Origin of the sequence: Halomonas sp. HL-93 (assembly GCF_900086985.1) — a bacterium.
In the GTDB taxonomy this organism is placed as follows: domain Bacteria; phylum Pseudomonadota; class Gammaproteobacteria; order Pseudomonadales; family Halomonadaceae; genus Vreelandella.
This window is the reverse complement of the sequence record NZ_LT593974.1, coordinates 3254484-3273357: the sequence shown is the minus strand read 5'-3', so window position 1 is coordinate 3273357 and position 18874 is coordinate 3254484. Positions and strand designations below refer to the sequence as shown.

Annotated in this window: 16 protein-coding genes; 9 read left to right on the top strand and 7 right to left on the bottom strand. The window is 57.2% G+C overall.

Features of this window, described 5'->3' with window-relative positions; genetic code table 11:
* Positions 1-376 precede the first annotated feature (376 nt).
* Complete coding sequence (locus GA0071314_RS15165; RefSeq protein WP_231896468.1) at positions 377-3190, top strand: bifunctional diguanylate cyclase/phosphodiesterase; 2814 nt, start codon at positions 377-379, stop codon at positions 3188-3190.
* On the opposite strand, the gene GA0071314_RS15160 is transcribed toward GA0071314_RS15165, so the two are convergent.
* The gene (locus GA0071314_RS15160) at positions 3177-4118 is read right to left on the bottom strand and encodes a helix-turn-helix domain-containing protein (RefSeq protein WP_074397423.1); all 942 of its coding nucleotides are present in this window, start codon (positions 4116-4118) and stop codon (positions 3177-3179) included. The two genes, GA0071314_RS15165 and GA0071314_RS15160, sit on opposite strands and share 14 nt — an antisense overlap.
* Positions 4119-4321: 203 nt before the next feature.
* Here GA0071314_RS15160 and GA0071314_RS15155 point away from each other — a divergent pair, with 203 nt between their 5' ends.
* The 8 genes from GA0071314_RS15155 (at position 4322) to GA0071314_RS15120 (ending at position 13077) form a co-directional block, all read left to right on the top strand.
* Positions 4322-5737 carry an ethanolamine ammonia-lyase subunit EutB gene (locus GA0071314_RS15155; RefSeq protein ID WP_074397422.1) on the top strand — a complete coding sequence of 472 codons (1416 nt, stop codon included), beginning with the start codon at positions 4322-4324 and terminating at the stop codon, positions 5735-5737.
* Positions 5727-6569, top strand: coding sequence for an ethanolamine ammonia-lyase subunit EutC (eutC, locus tag GA0071314_RS15150; RefSeq protein ID WP_074397421.1), 843 nt, complete (start codon positions 5727-5729; stop codon positions 6567-6569). Before GA0071314_RS15155 ends, eutC begins: the two co-directional genes overlap by 11 nt.
* Before the next feature lie 132 nt (positions 6570-6701).
* Positions 6702-8138, top strand: a complete 1437-nt coding sequence (gene eat / locus GA0071314_RS15145) for an ethanolamine permease (protein WP_074397420.1) — start codon at positions 6702-6704, stop codon at positions 8136-8138.
* 90 nt (positions 8139-8228) lie between these two features.
* Positions 8229-8732 (top strand): CIA30 family protein, encoded by a 504-nt coding sequence (locus GA0071314_RS15140; RefSeq protein ID WP_074398555.1) that lies wholly within the window; start codon positions 8229-8231, stop codon positions 8730-8732.
* Between the two features lie 152 nt (positions 8733-8884).
* Positions 8885-9268: a photoactive yellow protein gene (pyp, locus tag GA0071314_RS15135; RefSeq protein WP_074397419.1), complete on the top strand. Its 384-nt coding sequence runs from the start codon at positions 8885-8887 to the stop codon at positions 9266-9268.
* 84 nt (positions 9269-9352) lie between these two features.
* Positions 9353-10483 (top strand): AMP-binding protein, encoded by a 1131-nt coding sequence (locus tag GA0071314_RS15130; protein ID WP_074397418.1) that lies wholly within the window; start codon positions 9353-9355, stop codon positions 10481-10483.
* A gap of 96 nt (positions 10484-10579) precedes the next feature.
* On the top strand, positions 10580-12331 hold the full coding sequence (gene aceK / locus GA0071314_RS15125; RefSeq protein ID WP_074397417.1) for a bifunctional isocitrate dehydrogenase kinase/phosphatase: 1752 nt from the start codon (positions 10580-10582) through the stop codon (positions 12329-12331).
* 32 nt (positions 12332-12363) lie between these two features.
* Positions 12364-13077, top strand: a complete 714-nt coding sequence (locus GA0071314_RS15120) for an SIR2 family NAD-dependent protein deacylase (protein WP_074397416.1) — start codon at positions 12364-12366, stop codon at positions 13075-13077.
* Here GA0071314_RS15120 and bioA read toward each other — a convergent pair.
* From bioA to bioB, 6 genes are read right to left on the bottom strand one after another with little or no spacing between them, the layout of a single operon-like run.
* Positions 13063-14346, bottom strand: coding sequence for an adenosylmethionine--8-amino-7-oxononanoate transaminase (bioA, locus tag GA0071314_RS15115; protein ID WP_074397415.1), 1284 nt, complete (start codon positions 14344-14346; stop codon positions 13063-13065). The two genes, GA0071314_RS15120 and bioA, sit on opposite strands and share 15 nt — an antisense overlap.
* The gene (bioD, locus tag GA0071314_RS15110; RefSeq protein ID WP_074397414.1) at positions 14343-15050 is read right to left on the bottom strand and encodes a dethiobiotin synthase; all 708 of its coding nucleotides are present in this window, start codon (positions 15048-15050) and stop codon (positions 14343-14345) included. The genes bioA and bioD overlap by 4 nt, the downstream gene beginning before the upstream one ends.
* Positions 15047-15850, bottom strand: coding sequence for a methyltransferase domain-containing protein (locus tag GA0071314_RS15105; RefSeq protein WP_074397413.1), 804 nt, complete (start codon positions 15848-15850; stop codon positions 15047-15049). Before GA0071314_RS15105 ends, bioD begins: the two co-directional genes overlap by 4 nt.
* Positions 15847-16578 carry an alpha/beta fold hydrolase gene (locus GA0071314_RS15100; RefSeq protein ID WP_074397412.1) on the bottom strand — a complete coding sequence of 244 codons (732 nt, stop codon included), beginning with the start codon at positions 16576-16578 and terminating at the stop codon, positions 15847-15849. Before GA0071314_RS15100 ends, GA0071314_RS15105 begins: the two co-directional genes overlap by 4 nt.
* Entirely contained in the window at positions 16551-17717 is a 1167-nt protein-coding gene (bioF, locus tag GA0071314_RS15095; RefSeq protein WP_074397411.1) for an 8-amino-7-oxononanoate synthase, read from the bottom strand. The genes GA0071314_RS15100 and bioF overlap by 28 nt, the downstream gene beginning before the upstream one ends.
* Positions 17710-18792, bottom strand: coding sequence for a biotin synthase BioB (bioB, locus tag GA0071314_RS15090; RefSeq protein ID WP_074397410.1), 1083 nt, complete (start codon positions 18790-18792; stop codon positions 17710-17712). The genes bioF and bioB overlap by 8 nt, the downstream gene beginning before the upstream one ends.
* Positions 18793-18874 lie beyond the last annotated feature (82 nt).

Sequence of the window (18874 nt, the reverse complement as noted above, 5' to 3'; positions counted from 1 at the left end):
ATTTAATTTTTTTAATCATTTAAGTAAAAATAAGATAGGTTTTAGAAGGGTTTGGTAGGCGTAGTAAAATAAAAATAATTTTAACGAGTTGTTTTTTTAGTCATTGTAGATAGTTTTTTTACGCCGTTGCTTTGAAAGTATATAAGGCGTTTATGGATTTAAACGCTTTTAAACTGGAAGCGCAGACGCGCGATGAGTAGTGGCCCAGTCGATTGTGTCGACGGGTCGATGTGTTTAGTACATGAAACATGCAGTTGTTTACTCTATTACTAGCGTATGGTTCAGGGATGATCACACAGCAGCTTTATACGGCTTCGGTCGATACCTTTGGCTAGCAGACGTGGCTTACCTGACGAAATCCAAAGGCGTTGATATCATGTCTTCTACTGAGGCACCAGTGGTTTTTAGACAGCTGGCCGATAGTCTGACCTATGTCAGCGAAAACGGTTTTTTTTGCCACCTTGTTAAAGCACTATCGGAAACCCTGCGCGTTGATCATGCGCTGCTGGCTAGTTTTGATAGTCACAGTGGTATGGCAACGCCTTTGGCCTTTTGGAGCCACGGGGCGCTTGGCGAATTAGCACCTTACGAGGTTACAGGTACGCCTTGCGAACACGTCGTCATGTTGTCACGTTGGTCTTCGCTGTCGGGTGTTAGCGAGCGTTTTCCGCGTGACCAGCGTCTTGTTGGTTTTGAGGTAGAGGGGTATTGGGGGGTCGCCATAAGAGCACCCGATGGTTGTTGTTTGGGGGTGCTTGCTCTCATGCACTCATCACCACTGGAGCTGCCTGCCTATAGCGAAGATATTCTGCGTATTACGGCCACCTTGAGTGGCGCTGAGCTTGCCCGCCAGCTAACTCAGGCAAACGTAAAGGCGCGTTTGCGGGGTAAGAAACGCGCACTTCGCATCATGCATAGCGGGCACGATTTATTAATGCATACTGGCGATGAGCAGCAATTGCTTCAAGCAGCGTGCTGTTTGGCGGTTGGTGTGGGCGGATACGCCGCGGCCTGGATCACTGAGCTTGTGCCTGACGTTGCGCCAGAGGACTCGCTGCCAATAGTTGCAATGGCAGATGCAGATGGTGAGGTCGCCTCTTGGTTGAGCCCCTCCCAACTGTTTATTTCACGCTATAGCGCTGAGGTTACCGAGCGAGCGTTACATCTTAAGCGCCCCATCGTTATTGAGAGCCTGGCTAGTGAATGCGTACCTGAAGGCGTTCGCCAGTCCCTTATGGCATTGGGTGTCGAGCAGCTCATTGCGTTGCCATTGCAGTATGCTGGAAAGCAGTTCGGCGTATTAACGCTGTTTAACCGCTACTCCGATACACAAAGTGAGGACGAATTGCAGTTACTGCAAGAACTTGCTAATGAAGTATCGCTGGGCATCGATAATCGGCGGCGCCGAAAAACCGAACAGCGTATTCAGCATGCGGTGACGCACGTTGCCACGGCTGTATCCGCTAAGCACGGCGACGCTTTCTTACACCAGTTGACGGCGCATATGGCCGAGTCACTATCCGCAGAAGTAGGTTTTATTGCGCTGCTGGATAGGCAAAACCCTGATATTGCTCATACCTTGACGCTATATGTAAATGGACAGCGCCAGGATAATTTTGCCTATTATCTCCCTGGGGTACCGTGCCACAAGGTGATCGTTGAGCAGGAGTGCATCGTTCGAGAGGGCGCGGCCATTATGTTGCCTGCGGAAAGCAACGGTGCGTTGGATTGGGTGAACGGCTATGTTGGGCGTCGCCTGGATGACAGCCATGGCCGACCAATGGGTCTTGTCGGTGTGATGTTTAAAAAGCCACTAGGCGATGTGGACATTGTGCGAAGCGTGTTGCAGATATTTGCCGCACGGGCATCCTCGGAGCTTGAGCGCCAACAAGACGAAGACCGTATGCGGCAGTTGGCATTTTGTGACCCAGGCACTCAATTGCCGAATCGTGCTGCCTTTATGCGCCACCTTGAACGAGTGCTTACCGATAATCAAACCTCAGCGCTGGCGCTTTTGCTGCTGGACCTCAATCATTTCAAAGAGATCAATGATACGGCCGGGCATGACACGGGGGACTTAGTCCTTAAAGCAGTGGCTAGACGCTTTGCGGCATCCCTAAAGAAAGGCGAGTACTTGGCCCGGCTAGGTGGCGATGAGTTTGTGGTGGTCTGTCCTGCTAGCGATGAGGTGGCTGCATTGGCAACGGCGCATCGGCTATGTGAAAGTATCGAACAGCCTTTCAATGTTGACCAACAGTCCTTCGAACTGTCTGTCGGGATTGGTATCTCGCTTTATCCGCTGCATGCCGCAACGCCATTGGATCTGTTGAAAGATGCTGACATCGCCATGTATCAAGCCAAACGGCAAAAGCTTCCCGCTTGTGTCTTTGAGCCCTGGATGGGGCGCATTGTCGCTGAGCAGCTGCATATCGCCAAACGCCTTGCGATAGCCATTGCAGAAAAACAGCTGAGTCTGCACTTTCAGCCCCAGGTGGATCTAAACAGCGGTCGGCTGATTGGCGCGGAGGCGCTGTGCCGCTGGCACGATGAGGAGCTTGGCGACGTTTCGCCGAGTAAATTTATTCCTATCGCCGAAGAGCGCGGGATGATTGTTCCACTTGGCAATTGGGTGATTGAAGAGGCCTGCAGGCAGCTTGCCGCCTGGGAAGGGCAGGGGCACGCCATGCAGGGCCAGTTGGCGATTAATATTGCGGCCCAGCAGTTCGAAGAAGACGACTTGGTGGCACACTTACTGACGAGCTGTGACCACTTTGGCGTTGATGCCTCGCAACTCAGCCTGGAAATTACCGAAAGCGGCATCATGGATAACCCTGAAAAAGCCATCGCGATGACCGAAACGCTCAAAGGACATGGGCTTGGGTTAGCCATCGACGACTTTGGTACCGGCTATTCGTCGCTTGCCTATTTAAAGCGCTTCGCCGCCGATAAAATCAAAATCGATATTTCCTTCGTGCGCGATATGCTGGTTAGCGACAATGATCGCGTTATTGTCGCAACGATCATCGCGATGGCTAATACGCTGGGGCTTGAAACGATTGCTGAAGGTATTGAACATGCCTCGCAAGCCGAGGCGTTACTCTCGATGGGGTGTACTCAGGCTCAGGGCTATTATTTTGACCGTCCTTTGACGGCGGAGATGTTTGCCCAGTACTGGCTCATTTCGCATTAAGTGTTTGCGATGGGCTCTCACCAAACTGTTGTTTATAGTCGTGGGCGAACTGTCCCAAATGCCAAAACCCCCAGTAGGTGGCAATCTCGGTCACCGACTGGCTAGGTTCGGCCGCCCGCAGAGCGCGGCGAACCCGATTAAGACGGGTAAGGCGCAAAAACTGAAGCGGGCTGATGCCGAGAATGGTGGTAAAGCTGTACTGCAGCGTGCGTCGGCTAACGTGGGTCAACTGACAAAGCGCTTCCATGGTCACCGGGCCATCTAAATGTTCGTCGACGTAGCGCTTCACGCGGTCAACCACTTCCTTACGATGCGCATAGCTCGGCGGGACGTCCTGGCAGGGTTGTTCGGCTTTTAGGAGCTCGAGCAGAGCCATCAATAAAATATCGTGATGCAGATGCTCAGCAATGGCACCCGGCTGGCTAGATAGTAGCCTTTCGAGCAAAAACATAACGGCCTTTAAGGTGCTCTGCGAGACGTGACGGCGTGGCGCTTGCTGCCATCGTTCATCCAGCGCAATGCCCTGTTGTGCTGCCGCTGCGCTCAGCGTGGGCAATTCAACCACCAAGCCATAAATATCAAACGCGTCTGGGGTGACGAGTTCAAAGTCGTGGCCGCCAGGCCGACACATGACCTCATCGACATTCAGCGCTTGCCCGTTAATACGCGACCCTGCAGTGATGGGCGGTATGCCAATCCACAGTGAATCGGGCCACACGCGGCAATCTTGACGCAGCGCTTGACCGGTGTGCTCTTTAAATACCTGCAGCGACGCCAGCTCGATCTCATCCAGTCGGCCATAGAATCGTCCAGCGCTTAACTGGTCGTATTCTTGCTGCCAGCGCGTCAGGTTATTGGCGTGCTCATCAGCATCAAAGGCTTCCTGAATGCATTTTTTTGGTGCATGCGCATTGCCAAGCAAGGCCATGATCAACTCCTTTGGGGCTTTATGAGGGCTGTTGATACCCTATTTCTTATCTAGCCGTATGTTTTTATTAAAATTATCGAAGGTTTGGCGGGTTTGCCAAAACTTGATACTCCCCTTTAAGTGATAGCGCTAAGGTAGAAACAAGCAAGTTTCGTACCTTAGCGCTTTTTTATAGCGCGCGCTTTCGCCAGAAGGAACGCTTTATGGCACAGACCTATCACTCCACGCTGGGCAGCCGCCGTTACCGCTTTGCGGGCCTAGCTGAACTGATGGCTAAAGCCACGCCCTCGCGCGCTGGCGACCGTTTGGCGGGGGTGATCGCTGAGAGCGCCGAAGAGCGGGTAGTCGCCCAGATGGTGCTGGCGGATATTCCGCTGACTACTTTTTTGAACGACGCCTTGATTCCCTACGAAGAGGATGAGATCACCCGGCTGATCATTGATGACCATGATGCCGACGCTTTCGCCCCTATCAGCCACCTTACCGTAGGCGATTTTCGTAACTGGCTGTTGTCTGATCACGCCACCAGCGAGGTACTGACGCAAGTAAAAGCGGGTATAACCCCCGAAATGGCCGCTGCCGTCAGCAAGCTGATGCGCAATCAGGACCTGATTCTGGTCGCCAAAAAATGCCAGGTGACCACGGCGTTTCGCAACACCATCGGCCTGCCGGGCCGGCTTTCAACCCGGCTACAGCCCAACCACCCCACCGACGATGTGACCGGCATTGCCGCTAGTATTCTTGATGGGCTGTTGTACGGCAGCGGTGATGCGGTGATCGGCATTAATCCGGCCACCGATAACGTTGCCCAAAGCGTCAAACTGATGCGCCTGATGGATGAGGTGATCCAGAAGTATCAAATCCCCACCCAATCCTGCGTGCTGACGCATGTGACGAATACCTTGGAAGCCATAGAGCAGGGCGCGCCGGTGGATTTGGTCTTTCAATCCATTGGCGGCACTGAAGCCACTAACCGCAGTTTTGGCTTTGACTTGAGCACCCTCGCCGAAGCTGAAGCCGCGGCGCAATCGCTCAATCGCGGCACGGTGGGCCGCAACGTGATGTACTTCGAAACCGGCCAGGGCAGCTCGCTCTCTGCGGATGCGCACCACGGACTCGACCAGCAAACCTGCGAGGCCCGCGCCTATGCGGTAGCGCGCAAATTTAATCCGCTGCTGGTGAATACCGTAGTGGGGTTTATCGGCCCCGAGTACTTGTTCGACGGTAAAGAGATCACCCGCGCGGGGCTTGAAGACCATTTCTGCGGCAAGCTATTGGGCGTACCCATGGGCTGCGACGTTTGCTACACCAATCACGCCGAGGCCGATCAGAATGATATGGATAACCTGCTCACGCTACTTGGCGTGGCGGGCTGCAACTTCATTATGGGCATCCCTGGTTCTGACGACATTATGCTCAATTACCAGACCACCTCCTTCCACGATGCGCTCTATGCGCGGCGGGTGCTGGGGCTGAAGGCGGCACCCGAATTTGAGCGCTGGCTCGAAGAGATGCAGATTTTCCAGGATGTCAGCACCCACCGGCTCAACGACCAACTGCCTGCCGCCTTTGCCAACAGCCTGCGCCACCTGCCCAAGGAGCCACGCCATGGCACATGATGAATCAACACCCATCGTGGTAGAGAACCCCTGGGAGCGCTTAAATGCGTTTACCGATGCGCGGATTGGCCTGGGGCGGGCTGGCATTAGTCTGCCGACCAGCAAACTGCTGGAATTTCAGCTAGCCCATGCTCAGGCCCAGGATGCCGTTCACTGCCCGCTAGATGTGCAAACACTCGCCACAGAGTTATCGAAAACGCTTGAGCTGTCCGAGGCGCCGCTGCGTTTACATAGCCATGCCCAGGACCGCGCCACGTATTTGCAGCGTCCTGACTATGGCCGTCGCCTCAACGATGAAACCCGCGAGCAGTTGCAGCAGGCCGCTATGTCTCAGCAGCGCTATGACCTCGCCGTAGTGATTGTTGATGGGCTATCGGCACTGGGCGTGCAGCAGAACAGTGCGCCGTTTCTTGGCGCGCTTTATCAGCTGCTGGACAGCGATGCCGCCGATTGGCAGCTAGCGCCGTTAACCATTGTTGAGCAGGGGCGGGTGGCAATTGGCGATGAGGTTGGCGCGCTGCTCAATGCCGATGCTGTGCTGGTGATGATCGGCGAACGGCCAGGGCTAAGTTCGCCGGACAGCCTGGGGCTGTATCTGACCTGGGCGCCCGAGCCAGGGTTAAAAGATGACCGGCGTAACTGCATTTCTAACGTACGCCCGGCTGGCTTGAAGGCAGAGGAAGCGGCGCGCCGACTTGTGCTGCTGTTAACAGAGGCTCGAAAGCGTAAGTTGTCCGGCGTTCAGCTCAAAGACCGCAGCGAAGACGACGTACTGGAAGGGGAAGCGTCGGGGGCGATTGATTCGACACGTAACTTCCTGGTGGCGGATTAGTGGGCACTTGCTTTTGTGACCCTCTAATAACGACGACCACATAACAATATCCATACAACAATACGGAACCAACACCGCTAGCCAGCACGCCGCTGACAACGATTGCGTTCCTCACTGAAAAGGGCAAAAACGATGACTCAACCAACGGTAGATCAAGCGTATCTGGCAAAACGCCAATTGCGTAAAGGCACGGCTGGCTGGATGCTGCTGGCGGGGCTTGGGGTTTCCTATGTGATTTCAGGCGACTTCGCCGGCTGGAACTTTGGTATTGCCGAAGCGGGCTGGGGCGGCTTTGCGATTGCCGCCTGCCTGATGGCGCTGATGTATCTGGCGCTGGTGCTGTCGCTTGCGGAAATGTCGGCAGCGATCCCGGCGGCGGGCGGCGGCTACAGCTTTGCCCGACAGGCGATGGGCCCGGCGGGCGGTTACTTAACCGGACTTGCGGTACTGATCGAATACGCGCTGGCGCCAGCGGCGATTGTGATCTTTATCGGCGCTGCGGTGGAGTCATTGCTGGGCATCAACGGCCCGCTGGTTTACCTGCTGTTTTATGCCGTATTTATCGGTATTCACCTGGCGGGAGTCGGTGAAGCACTGAAAGTCATGATGGTGATCAGCGGCCTGGCGGTATTCGCCATTCTTGCCACCGCCGTGGCGCTGATCGGTAATTTCGACGCGGCGAACTTGTTTGATATCGCGCCCACCGATGCCGCGGGCGCCAGCACCTTTATGCCCTATGGCTGGTACGGTATCTGGGCAGCGCTGCCGTTTGGCATGTGGCTGTTTTTAGCCGTAGAGGGGGTGCCGCTGGCGGCGGAAGAAGCCAAAGACCCGGCGCGCGACATGCCCAAAGGCATTATTGGGGCCATGCTGTTCTTGCTGTTCACTGCCTTGTTAGTCGTGGTGCTGTTAGCTGGTGCCGCGGGGGCAGAAATGATCGGCCAAAGCGGCGTGCCACTGGTGGATGCGCTGAATACAGCGGGTAACCCCACACTCGCTACCCTGGTTAACGTCTTGGGCCTGGCCGGTTTGATCGCCTCATTTTTCTCGATTATCTATGGTTACAGCCGCTTGGTGTTTGCGCTGTCCCGGGCAGGGTATCTCCCCAAGCCGCTCTCCTTGACCAGCGGGCGCAAGGTGCCGCATCTGGCGCTGATCGTGCCTGGAGTGTTCGGGTTTCTGGTGTCGCTGAGCGGCGAGGGTGACCTTATCCTGGGCATGGCCGTGGTCGGCGCCACGATTTCCTACGCGCTGATGGCGCTGAGCCATATCATGCTGCGCGTCCAACAGCCCGACCTGCCGCGTCCGTATAAGACCCCCGGCGGGGTGGTGACCTCGGGTATCGCACTAGCGCTGTCACTGGTCGCGCTTACCGGGGTATACGCCTTTGATCCCCGCGCCTTCAATTACACCATTGTGCTCTTCATTGCCGGGGCGGCTTATTACTTCCTCTACAGCAAGAATAAGCTGGTTGCCAAAACCGCTGAAGAAGAGTTTGCGCTGGTGGTGACTTCACCTGACGAGATAGACGATAGCGAACCCGTACCGGCTGACGCCGCCAAGCTGTAAGCGAGGCATCGATTAGGCTACCGTGATATGCCCCTGGCGATATATCGCCAGGGGCTTATTCTTATCTATAAGCAGTCGCGAGGTAGTTTAATGACGCTGACCTTTAAGGAACCCAATGAGCAGCAGCGCTGGTACGCCGTTGATGACGGCGTCATGGGCGGCCAATCCCATAGTCAGTTCAGCGTTGTCGGCGGAGAAGGTCGTTTTCATGGCGAGGTGTCGCTGGAGAACGGCGGGGGCTTTGCCTCCGTTCGCCGCGAACCCGACGACTTTGAACCGGCACTGGCAAGCGCCAAAGGCATATCGTTGACCGTCCGCGGTGATGGGCGCACTTACCAACTGCGCCTGAAAAGCACCTCGCTAGGAGATGCATCCGCTTATCGGGTGAAATTTACCCCATCCATAGATACCTGGGAAACCCTGCACTTTCCCTGGGAGGCATTTGAAGCCGTTCGCCGTGGCACGCTGCTGACTGACGTACCACCTATCGAGCCAGCGAATATTACTCAGGTGGGGTTTTTGATTGCTGACCGCACCGCCGGGCCCTTCTGTTTGCAGGTGGCTAGTATAGACGCATTACCTCAGCATCAATAAAGGATGGCATTGACGTCATTCATTCGTATGAGTTGGTTGCCTTACACCATCGATGCTGCTAATTTGAGCTTGGTTTTACAAGTATTGTACACTTTCTGTAAAGCTTTTGGGGTTAACGCCCTACTATGGTGTTTTATTCTGGAGGTGTGGTGATGGCGATGGAAACAGTGCGGTTCGGCGGCGATGATATTGAAAACTCGCTGGCCAAGATGGATGACAAAAAACTGGATGAATTGGCCTTTGGCGCGATCCAACTGGATGCCAACGGCAAAATCATGCAGTACAACGCAGCGGAAGGCGGCATTACGGGGCGAGACCCCAAAAGCGTGATCGGCAAGAACTTTTTTACCGAGGTTGCGCCCTGCACCCAAAGCAAAGAGTTTCAAGGCCGCTTTAAAGAAGGCGTCAAGAACGGCGATTTGAATACCATGTTTGAATACGTCTTCGATTACCAGATGACGCCCACCAAAGTAAAAGTGCACATGAAGAAAGCCATTTCAGGCGATACGTATTGGATTTTCGTCAAGCGTTTATAACACCCTGTGCCGCTTGTCATAACCTGAGCAGGCGGCTCGGTGTTTGAGCCTTACCCTATCCCTGGTGTTATAAAGGATCATCAAATGCCTCAATGGCTGAGCGAAGCCGATTGCAAAGCGGTCCTGCAGTCATTGTTGAGCGCCGAACTAGCGGACTATCGTGGAACGTCTGCGCCGAATTGGCAGGCCCCACCGAGCATTGATTCCCTCGAAAGATTGCACTTGGCTGCCTGTGTTAACGACTTCTTTTGCTTGTACGAGACGGGGGTCGAAGATCGCCTGTTAATGTCGCAAAGCATCGATGATTGGGCCTCGCTCGTCGCGGCTGCCGTGATGGAGACATCCGGGGTGACATTTAGAACATCGGGAAGCATTGGGACCCCTACCGCTCATCATCACTGCTGGGAAGATATAGAAGCCGAGGCGAGTGCCCTGGCGCAGCGTTTTGCGACGCTGGTGCCGGTACAGCGAGTGATCAGTTGGCTGCCGTTGCATCATCTATATGGTTTCATGTTGGGTGTGGCGCTGCCTGGGGTCGCGGGCATCCCCCGACTTAGCATGGAAACCCCGGCCTTATCCTCGTTATTACCCGGGGACTTAGTGGTGACGGTGCCGCCTCGCTGGGACTATTTATCAAAGTCAAAAAAGGACTGGCCTGCAGGTGTAATCGGCGTGTCGTCTACTGCGCCTTTATCTAGTGCTACCTCGGATGCACTGATCGCGTGCGGATTAACTGGGCTGTTGGATATTTACGGCAGTACCGAAACCGGAGGCGTCGCCACTCGGTGGCAGCGCGATGCCCCTTATCAGTTACTTAGCCATTGGCAACGCCACGATGCGCATCATTTAGAGCGCGTTAACGGCGGTATTACCACACCGCTACTGGACAACACACGCTGGCACGATCAAGACACCTTTACGTTGCTGGGCCGTCAGGACGATGTCGTTGTGATCGGGGGCGTTAATGTTAACCCCCAGCACGTGGCGCAACGGTTGAGGGGGCTGGAAAGCGTGGTTGACTGTGCGGTGCGCACCACTGGGCCAACGGATAAATATCGCCTAAAGGCGTTTGTGGTGCCGGTTGGCAGCGAGCAGGACGCCGCCAATGCCATTGCTCAAGCCATATCTCAGTGGCCCGCCGCCGAGCGTCCCGTTCGGATTGACTACGGTGATGCCCTGCCCACCAATGCAATGGGTAAGCTGGCTGACTGGTAAGCTGTCGTTCAAGGAATATCATCCAGTACACCAAAGTCGCCTCGCATGTAGTTTGCCGTTGAGTAACGCTAGGTGAATTCGACTGGAGGCCAGCCTGTGAAACTTTCTCCCGCGTATCGCCTTGCGGCGACTATTCTGCACGGCTTCGACGAGTACCGTGCACGATTTAAACAGATCACCTTTGATGCCAGCCGCCGTTTCCGTGAGGCGGCATGGCGCGATGCTCAGCAGGCGTCGGCGGCACGCATCAACCTCTACGGCGAGAAGGTTGACGACACTCTGGGGCGTCTACAGCGAACCTTTCCTCACGAGGTATTGGCCCACTGTGAAACCTGGGGGGAAGCGCGCACCCATTATGCGGATTTGATCAGCCAGCGGCTTGACTACGAGCTGGCCGAAACCTTTTTCAACTCCCTGTTCTGCTCGATTTTTCAACACCGCCATATCCGCAACGAATGGATGTTTGTGTATAGCTCGCGAGAGGATGCGGCACACCGCTCGGGCATTGAGCTATGCCGCCGGTGCTCGGTGAAGGGCAACTGGCCCAAGGCGTTGGCGTGGGCGCTTCAGGAAGCTCCTTTTGACAATCCGTTTGCCGATCTTGAGCGCGATATCGAGCTTGGAACGGCGCTTCTCGAAGCGCAACTGCCCGCAGCGATCTTGCACGCCGATGATGCCCAGATAGAGCTTTTGAAAAGCGTCTTCTACCGCAATAAAGGCGCCTATCTGGTCGGGCGTATTCTGGGCGGCGGTGAGCAGATGCCGCTGGTATTGCCGGTGTTGCATGGCGAAGGCTTTGGCGAGCAGCAAGGCGGCGATCCCTGTCTGCATCTGGATACGGTGCTCACCGAGACCGACGAAGTGTCGATCATTTTCTCCTTCACGCGGGCCTACTTTCAGGTGGATGTGCCGGTGCCGGGCGAGTTTGTCGACTACCTGAAAGAGCTGATGCCTCACAAGCCTGAAGGTGAGCTGTATGCCGCGATCGGTTTCTTCAAGCACGGCAAAACAGAGTTTTTCCGTGCCTTGAACCAACAGGTCGCGAAGCGCGAGGATCAGTTCATCATTGCGCCTGGGGTGCGCGGCATGGTGATGGCCGTGTTTGTGCTGCCTAGCTTTCGCACCGTATTCAAAATCATCAAGGATAAATTCGACCCGGCCAAAGAGGTCACTCATGCAGTGGTGCGCGAAAAGTACCGCCTGGTGAAGCGCCACGACCGGGTAGGGCGTATGGCGGATACCCAGGAATTCTCAAACTTTATCGTTCGCAAGGACCATTTTGCGCCTGACTGCCTGGCGCACTTGCTGGAGGTGGCACCCTCGACCGTATCGCTCAAAGACGACAAAGTGATCATCAAGCATTGCTACACCGAGCGCATGATGACGCCGCTGAATATCTACCTGGAGCAGTGCAGCGAGGATGAACGAACGACGGTGCTCAAGGATTACGGTAACGCCATCAAGCAGATGGCAGCGGCGAATATTTTCCCCGGCGATATGCTGCTGAAGAATTTTGGCGTGACCCGCCACGGCCGAGTGATCTTTTATGATTACGATGAGGTGTGCTACATCACCGAGTGCCGGTTCCGGCATATGCCTAAAGGTCAGGGCGTTGATGCATCCAGTATGTCGATCGGCCCCAACGATATTTTTCCCGAAGAGTTTGGCCCCTTCATGTTCGCCAACAAAGCGCTACGCGATATGTTTATGGCGCAGCATCCTGAGCTTTTCGACCCTGATTACTGGCTGGAGGTGCAGAAGGCGATTCGCGACGGCCGGGTGATTGACGTCTACCCCTATCGCAACAAGCAGCGTTTCGCGGGAACCGTGGGCCAACTGGTATATTAGGGAATACATAAGGCAATCACGGCGAGGACACCATGACAGCAGCCCCACACCTAGTCGTCTTTACCGGTTCGGGCATTAGCGTCGAAAGCGGAATCAAAACGTTCCGCGCCAGCGACGGCCTCTGGGAAGAGTACCCGGTCGAGGAAGTCGCGACGCCGGAAGGCTGGCGGCACGACCCTGAGCGGGTACTGGGTTTTTATAATCAACGCCGGGAGCAGATCCGCCGCGCCAAACCCAACGCTGCGCATAAAGCGCTGGCGGCCTTGGAGCAAGATGGCTTCAAGGTCAGCGTGGTGACCCAAAACATTGATGACCTGCACGAGCGTGCAGGGTCGCGAAACGTTATGCACCTGCACGGCGAAATCTTGAAGGCGCGGTCCTCGGTGGACCCACGGCTGCGTTACCCGCTGACCAAAGGCGGCATTGCTCTGGGCGATGTCTGCGACAAGGGCAGCCAGTTGCGCCCGGACGTCGTTTGGTTTGGCGAATCGGTGCCGCTGTTTGAAGACGCTTGCGAGATAGCCAGCCAAGCGGATTTTTTCCTGGTGGTAGGCACCTCGTTGGCCGTTATGCCCGCCGCCTCGTTGCTTTCCTATATCGAACTCGACACGCCCTGCGCGCTGGTCGACCCCGATGCGGATGCCTTAACACCGCCGGGTGTGCTGGCGATTAACACCACCGCAGGCGAAGGCGTGCCCGCGCTCGTCAACCAGTGGCGCAAGCAGGGCAACTTAATGTTGCCTTGAATGTTCGAAAAACCATGCCTTCATGACGTCGGTAATCTGTGACATCTCTGTTTCAGACGTTATGTAGGCGGGCATGGTATACAGCCAGCGACCGATGGGGCGCAGCCAAACACCACGCTCGCGGGCGAAGTTGGCCACTCCTTTTAGTGCCTCGGCGGAGTGGGCTTCAATCACGGCGGTGGCGCCGAGTACTCGAACGTCGTCCACGTCGGGGTGGGCGTTGAGCGCTCGGTCCTCCAACAGCTCGCGGCGCAGTAATTGGTTGAGCGTGGCGATCTTATCCAGATAACCCTCTTCCTCGAACACGCGCAGGCTTTCCAGCGCGACGCGGCAGGCCAGCGGATTGCCCATGAACGTCGGGCCGTGCATAAAGGCGTGGTGCTCGCTGTCGCCGATAAAGGCATCGTGAACACGATCCGTGGCAAGCGTCGCCGCATGGCCCAGATAACCGCCGGTCAATCCCTTGGAGAGCACCATGATATCCGGCGTGACGCCCGCGTGGTCGGCGGCAAACAGCTTGCCGGTGCGGCCAAAGCCGGTGGCTACTTCGTCGAAAATCAGCAGCACGCCAAACTCATCGCACAGCTCTCTGGCCCCCCTAATATAGTCCGGCGAGGTCATGTTCAGCCCGCCGGCGGCCTGTAATAGCGGCTCCATCAACAGCGCGGCGATCTCCCCATGATGATGCTCAAGGGCGCTGCGCAGGGCGCCAAGGTCGTGTTCGATCTGTTCTGGCGTTGCGTCATAGGGGGCCGTGGGTGCCGGGGCAAAGTGGTGCTGGGGCAGCAGGCCGGTAAATAAGCCGTGCATGCCTTCTTCCGGGTCGCAGACCGCCATGCAGCCGGTGGTATCCCCATGGTAGGCCTTCATTAGCGAGAGCATCTTTCGCTTGCCAGGGTGGCCGGTGAGCACCTGATACTGAAGGGCCATTTTCATTGCCACTTCCATGCCCACCGAGCCGCTGTCGGAATAGAACACGTGGTTAAGCCCGTCGGGGGTAATGCGCACCAGCTCACGGGCCAAGCGGTCGGCAGGCTCGTGGGTGAGGCCGCCGAGCATCACGTGACAAAGCTCACCGGCCTGTTCACGAATGGCCGCCACCAAGCGCGGATGGCCATAGCCGTGGATCATGCACCACCAGGAGCAGGTGGCATCCAGCAGGCGTTCGCCGCTTTCAAGCACAAAGTGTGCGCCTTCACCGCCGACCACCTTGGGCGCCGGTGTTTGGTGTTTCAGATCGGCATAAGGGTGCCAAACGGGAGAGTTCATAGGCGCTCCAACGAGAGTAACGGTGCCAAGGAAAGGTAACGGTAGGCCGTATCGGCATGGGGCGTCGCGAGATGCGGAATAATGCCCAGACAGGGGGCTTCGAGCCTGGCGTTTAGGTGGGTGATATTGGCCTCAAGGCGTGCGTTGTCGGCAGCAAAGGCCGGGTCCACCGCGCTGCCCACCCAGCCCGCAAACGTCATGCCGTCGGCGGCAATGGCCTCGGCGGTGAGTCTGGCATGGTTAAGACAGCCCAGTTTCAGGCCGACCACCAGAATCACCGGCAAGTGCATGGCGCGGGGAATGTCGCAGAAATCCTCGTGGTCGTTAATCGGCACGCGCCAGCCCCCCGCGCCTTCAATGAGCGTTAAATCCCGTGGGGTTTGGGCAAGGGTGTCGTTGAGCGTGGCGACAACGGTGCTGACGTTAAGTATCTGGCCTGCCTCGCTGGCGGCCAAATGCGGCGCGATAGCGGGTTCAAAAGCCCACGGGTTGATGGTCGCGTAGCTAACGGGCGGCACGCTTTGCGCCTGTAGCGCCAAAGCATCGGTATTGCGCAGCCCGTTGGGCGTGACGCTGCTACCCGAGGCAATCGGCTTGAGGCCTAATGTAGTAAGCCCTTGCACGCTGGCGGCATACAGCAGCGTGCTGGTAACGAGCGTTTTGCCCGCATCGGTATCGGTGCCGGTAACGAAAAATGCGCTCATGACGATTTTTCCAAGTGCAGGGTTAAACACTGGTAGCTGACGGGCAGGCCTTGCGGTTCACGCAGGGTTTCAAAACGCGCGCGGGCAGCTGTCAGCTCGCCTCGGGTCAGTCGGGCGTTGGGTCTGGCGACCTGCGCGCCGACCCCCTTGATGGAGGCCATCACGGCGCTTAGGTCGGGGTAGAAAAACGTGCGCCGCTCGGCACGCTGATGAACCAGCGTTAGGCCGCTGGTATTCACGGCGCATGCCAGTTGATCCTGGCTGGGCGTTTCCAGTAGCGCTTCCGGGCGTTGCCAAGCGGTGGCAACTTCGGCCAGCGTGCCGGGTAGCAGCGTAGCGAGATAGGCTTGACCACCTGGCACAAGTACCCGCTGAAGTTCGTCCATTACCGCGTCAATATCGCGACACCACTGAATCGCCAGATTGGAAAACACCATGTTGAATGTGGCCGTAGCAAAGGGAAGGGCTTCGGCGTTGCCCAACTGCCAACGAATAAGGTTGCCGTAGCGCGACTGGGCGTGGGCGAGCATGCCGGGGGCGATATCCAACCCGGTAACGCGGGCGTTGGGATAGCGCGTGGCGAGCCGCTGAGTCCAGTAGCCGGTACCGCAGCCGATATCCAACATGTTCAGCCCAGCGGTGTCAGGCAAGGTTGCCCAAAGCGTTTCGCCCATCTGGCGCTGAGCGCTGGCCAAGGCATCGTAATGGGGAGCCGCACGTGAGAAGGCGCGAGCGACCTTCGTGTGCCAGCTAGGCGGGCTGGTCGCGGTAGGCGGAGAGGGTAGCGCGGTGGTGTTCATCCGGGCTCCTTAACGGCTAGCAGCGACGCCTGTTCTGCCAACACAGTAGTGAGCTGGGCAGGCTGCGAGAGCATTGGGCAATGGCCAGTGCGGGCAAGCAGCGTCGCTTGGGCGCGGGCGGTGGAACTGATTAACGGGTCATGCTCGCCTACCAAGCGAATTACGGGGCAAGGAGCCTCTTTTAGTCGCTGGGCGTTGTCGATAGTGGCAAGCCAGTTGAGGCCTTGGGCGAGCGTGTTGTGGTCCACGCTGGGTCTATTGCCGAGTAGCTCGCGCACTTGTCGATTGGCGTGACGTGGGTTTGGTTCACCCTGAGCTTGCCAGCGTAAAAAATGCTGCCACGTTGCGATGGGCTCTCGCTGAAAGGCGCGTTGAAATGCCTTTAGCTCGGTCTCAGTGACGCCGTCATTGGCACAAAAAGTATCGCTCGCGCCGAGCAGTATTAGGCCGCGCGGTGCGGGCAGATGATCGAGCAGCGCCGCTGCCAACAGCCCGCCCAGCGACCAGCCAACCCATACGGCATCCTCAGGTAGTTGCGCGGCCATAGCGCCTGCCAACTGCCCTAGGGTGGTGTCGTCGGGAAGTGTTGGCGCACCACCGTAGCCCGGCCAGTTAACAGCGTGGGCTTCAATATGCGCGGGCCAGTGGCAAGAGAGCGGTTGCCAGATCCGCCGGTCCACCCCCCAGCCAGACAGCAAAACTAACCTTTTTGAGGGTGCGCGTCGCATGCGGCCTCCTCGCGCTGGCAAGCTTCTAATCCTTCCAGTAGCCGGTCGATGTCGCTACGGGTATGGCGGGCACTCAGCGTAATGCGCAGGCGTGCCTCGCCGTTGGGCACCGTAGGCGGTCGAATCGCGCCGACCTGTAAACCATGCTTGGCAAGCGTTGCTGCCCAAGCGAGCGTGCGGGCCTCGCTGCCTAGGCGTAACGGTTGTATAGGCGTGCTGGAGTCGCCAAGCGGCAGACCAAGCCGGTAAGCCTGCTGGCGGAAAGTGTCGATATTATGCTGAAGCTGCTGGCGGTGTTGCGGTTCGATTTGCACAATCGTCAGCGCCTCCAGCGTCGCGGCGGCAATGCTGGGCGGCTGGGCGGTGGTATACACATAGCTGCGGGCAAACTGGGTGATATGCTCGATCAACGCGGCATCGCCGGCGACAAACGCGCCCGCCGTGCCGAGCGCTTTCCCCAGGGTGCCAACCAAAATAGGCACATCGGCGCTGCCCCATGTGTTGCCTACGCAACCGCTGCCGTTCTCGCCCAGCACGCCCACGCCATGGGCATCGTCGATCATCAGCCAGGCGTGGTGCTGTTGGCTCACCTGGGCCAGCGTGGCAATATTCGCCACATCGCCATCCATGCTGAACACCCCGTCGCTGACCACCAACTTATGGTCGCTTTGGCTGCGCGTTAGCAGGCGGGCAAGGTCGCCGCTATCGCGATGGTGAAAGCGTCGTGAGCGGGCACCGCTTAACTGTGCTCCATCGATCAGCGAGGCATGGTTGAGGCGATCGTGGAAAATAGCCGTATGCTGATCAGCCAAGGCTTGCAGCACCCCCAGATTGGCCATATAACCGGTGGAAAATAGCAGGGCGCGCTGACGCCCTGTCCAGCGTGCCAGGGCGTCTTCCAGAGCCTCATGAATTTCCAGGTGGCCACTGACCAAGTGCGATGCGCCGGCTCCCGCGCCGAAACGGCGCGCGCCTTCGGCCTGGGCCGCTTGCACACGCGGGTGTAAGGCAAGGCCCAGGTAATCGTTGCCCGCAAAGTCCAGTTGATCCGGGCATTTTACGCGTCGCACGCGCCATCGCTGCTGCTGTTCGCGCGCCTCGCGGGCGCAGGCCAGCCGCTGATGCCAGGCTTCAGACACTGGCGTCGACCGCAAGCTCAGCCACGCGCTCTGCGCGGACACGTTGTTCGGCCTGTTGGGCCAGGCGCTGGGCGTGGGTCGCGTCATCTTCGCAGGTCTCGCGACGTTCCGGGTGAAGGCCGAGTTTTTCAAAGAGCGCGCGGTCGATATCGGCTTGGGGATTGCCAGTGGTCAGCAGCTTGTCACCGTAGAAAATCGAGTTGGCTCCGGCCAAAAATGCTAGCGCCTGAGTCGATTCGCTCATCTGCTCACGACCCGCGGAGAGCCGTACGTGGCTTTGCGGCATCATGATGCGCGCCACGGCGATGGCGCGGATAAACTCGATGGGGTCCAGGTCCTCGACGTCTTCCAGCGGCGTGCCCGGGACCTTGACCAGCATATTGATCGGCACGGATTCCGGGTGTGGCGACAGCTTGGCCAGCTGCTGTAGCAACGCGCTGCGGTCATTTGCATCTTCGCCCATGCCGAGAATACCGCCGGAACAGACTTTCATACCCGCCTCGCGCACCGTTGCTAGCGTGTTCAGCCGGTCGCTAAACGTGCGAGTGGTGATGATTTCGCCGTAGTAGTCGGGTGAGGTATCTAGATTATGGTTGTAGTAGTCGAGTCCCGCCGTCGCCAGACGCTTGGCTTGATCGTCGTCGACCATGCCCAGCGTCATGCAGGTTTCAAGGCCTAGCGCTTTTACCTGGCGAACCATCTCTTCGACCAACACCAGGTCCTTATCCCGTGGGCTGCGCCACGCCGCGCCCATACAGAAACGGCTGGCGCCTGCTTGTTTAGCCGCTTTGGCTTGTTCGACGACTTTTTCGATTTCCAGCAGCTTCTCTTTTTCCAACTGGGTATTGTAGTGGCCTGACTGCGGGCAATATTTGCAATCTTCCGGGCAGGCGCCGGTTTTGATCGATAGCAAGGTGGAAACCTGAACCGCGTTGGCATCAAAATGTGCCCGGTGAACCTGCTGAGCCTGAAAGAGCAAATCGTTGAACGGTAATGCAAACAGCGCGTTAATTTCGTCAAGCGTCCAGTCGTGGCGCGGGGCATCAGTCGGGGTAGTGGCAACGGTGGCGGTCACGGGTAAACCTATTTGCTTTTGAAAGTTGACGAGACTTTATCGGCGATGGGGTTTTAGTGTCAACTTGAAAAGGTTTTAAGGT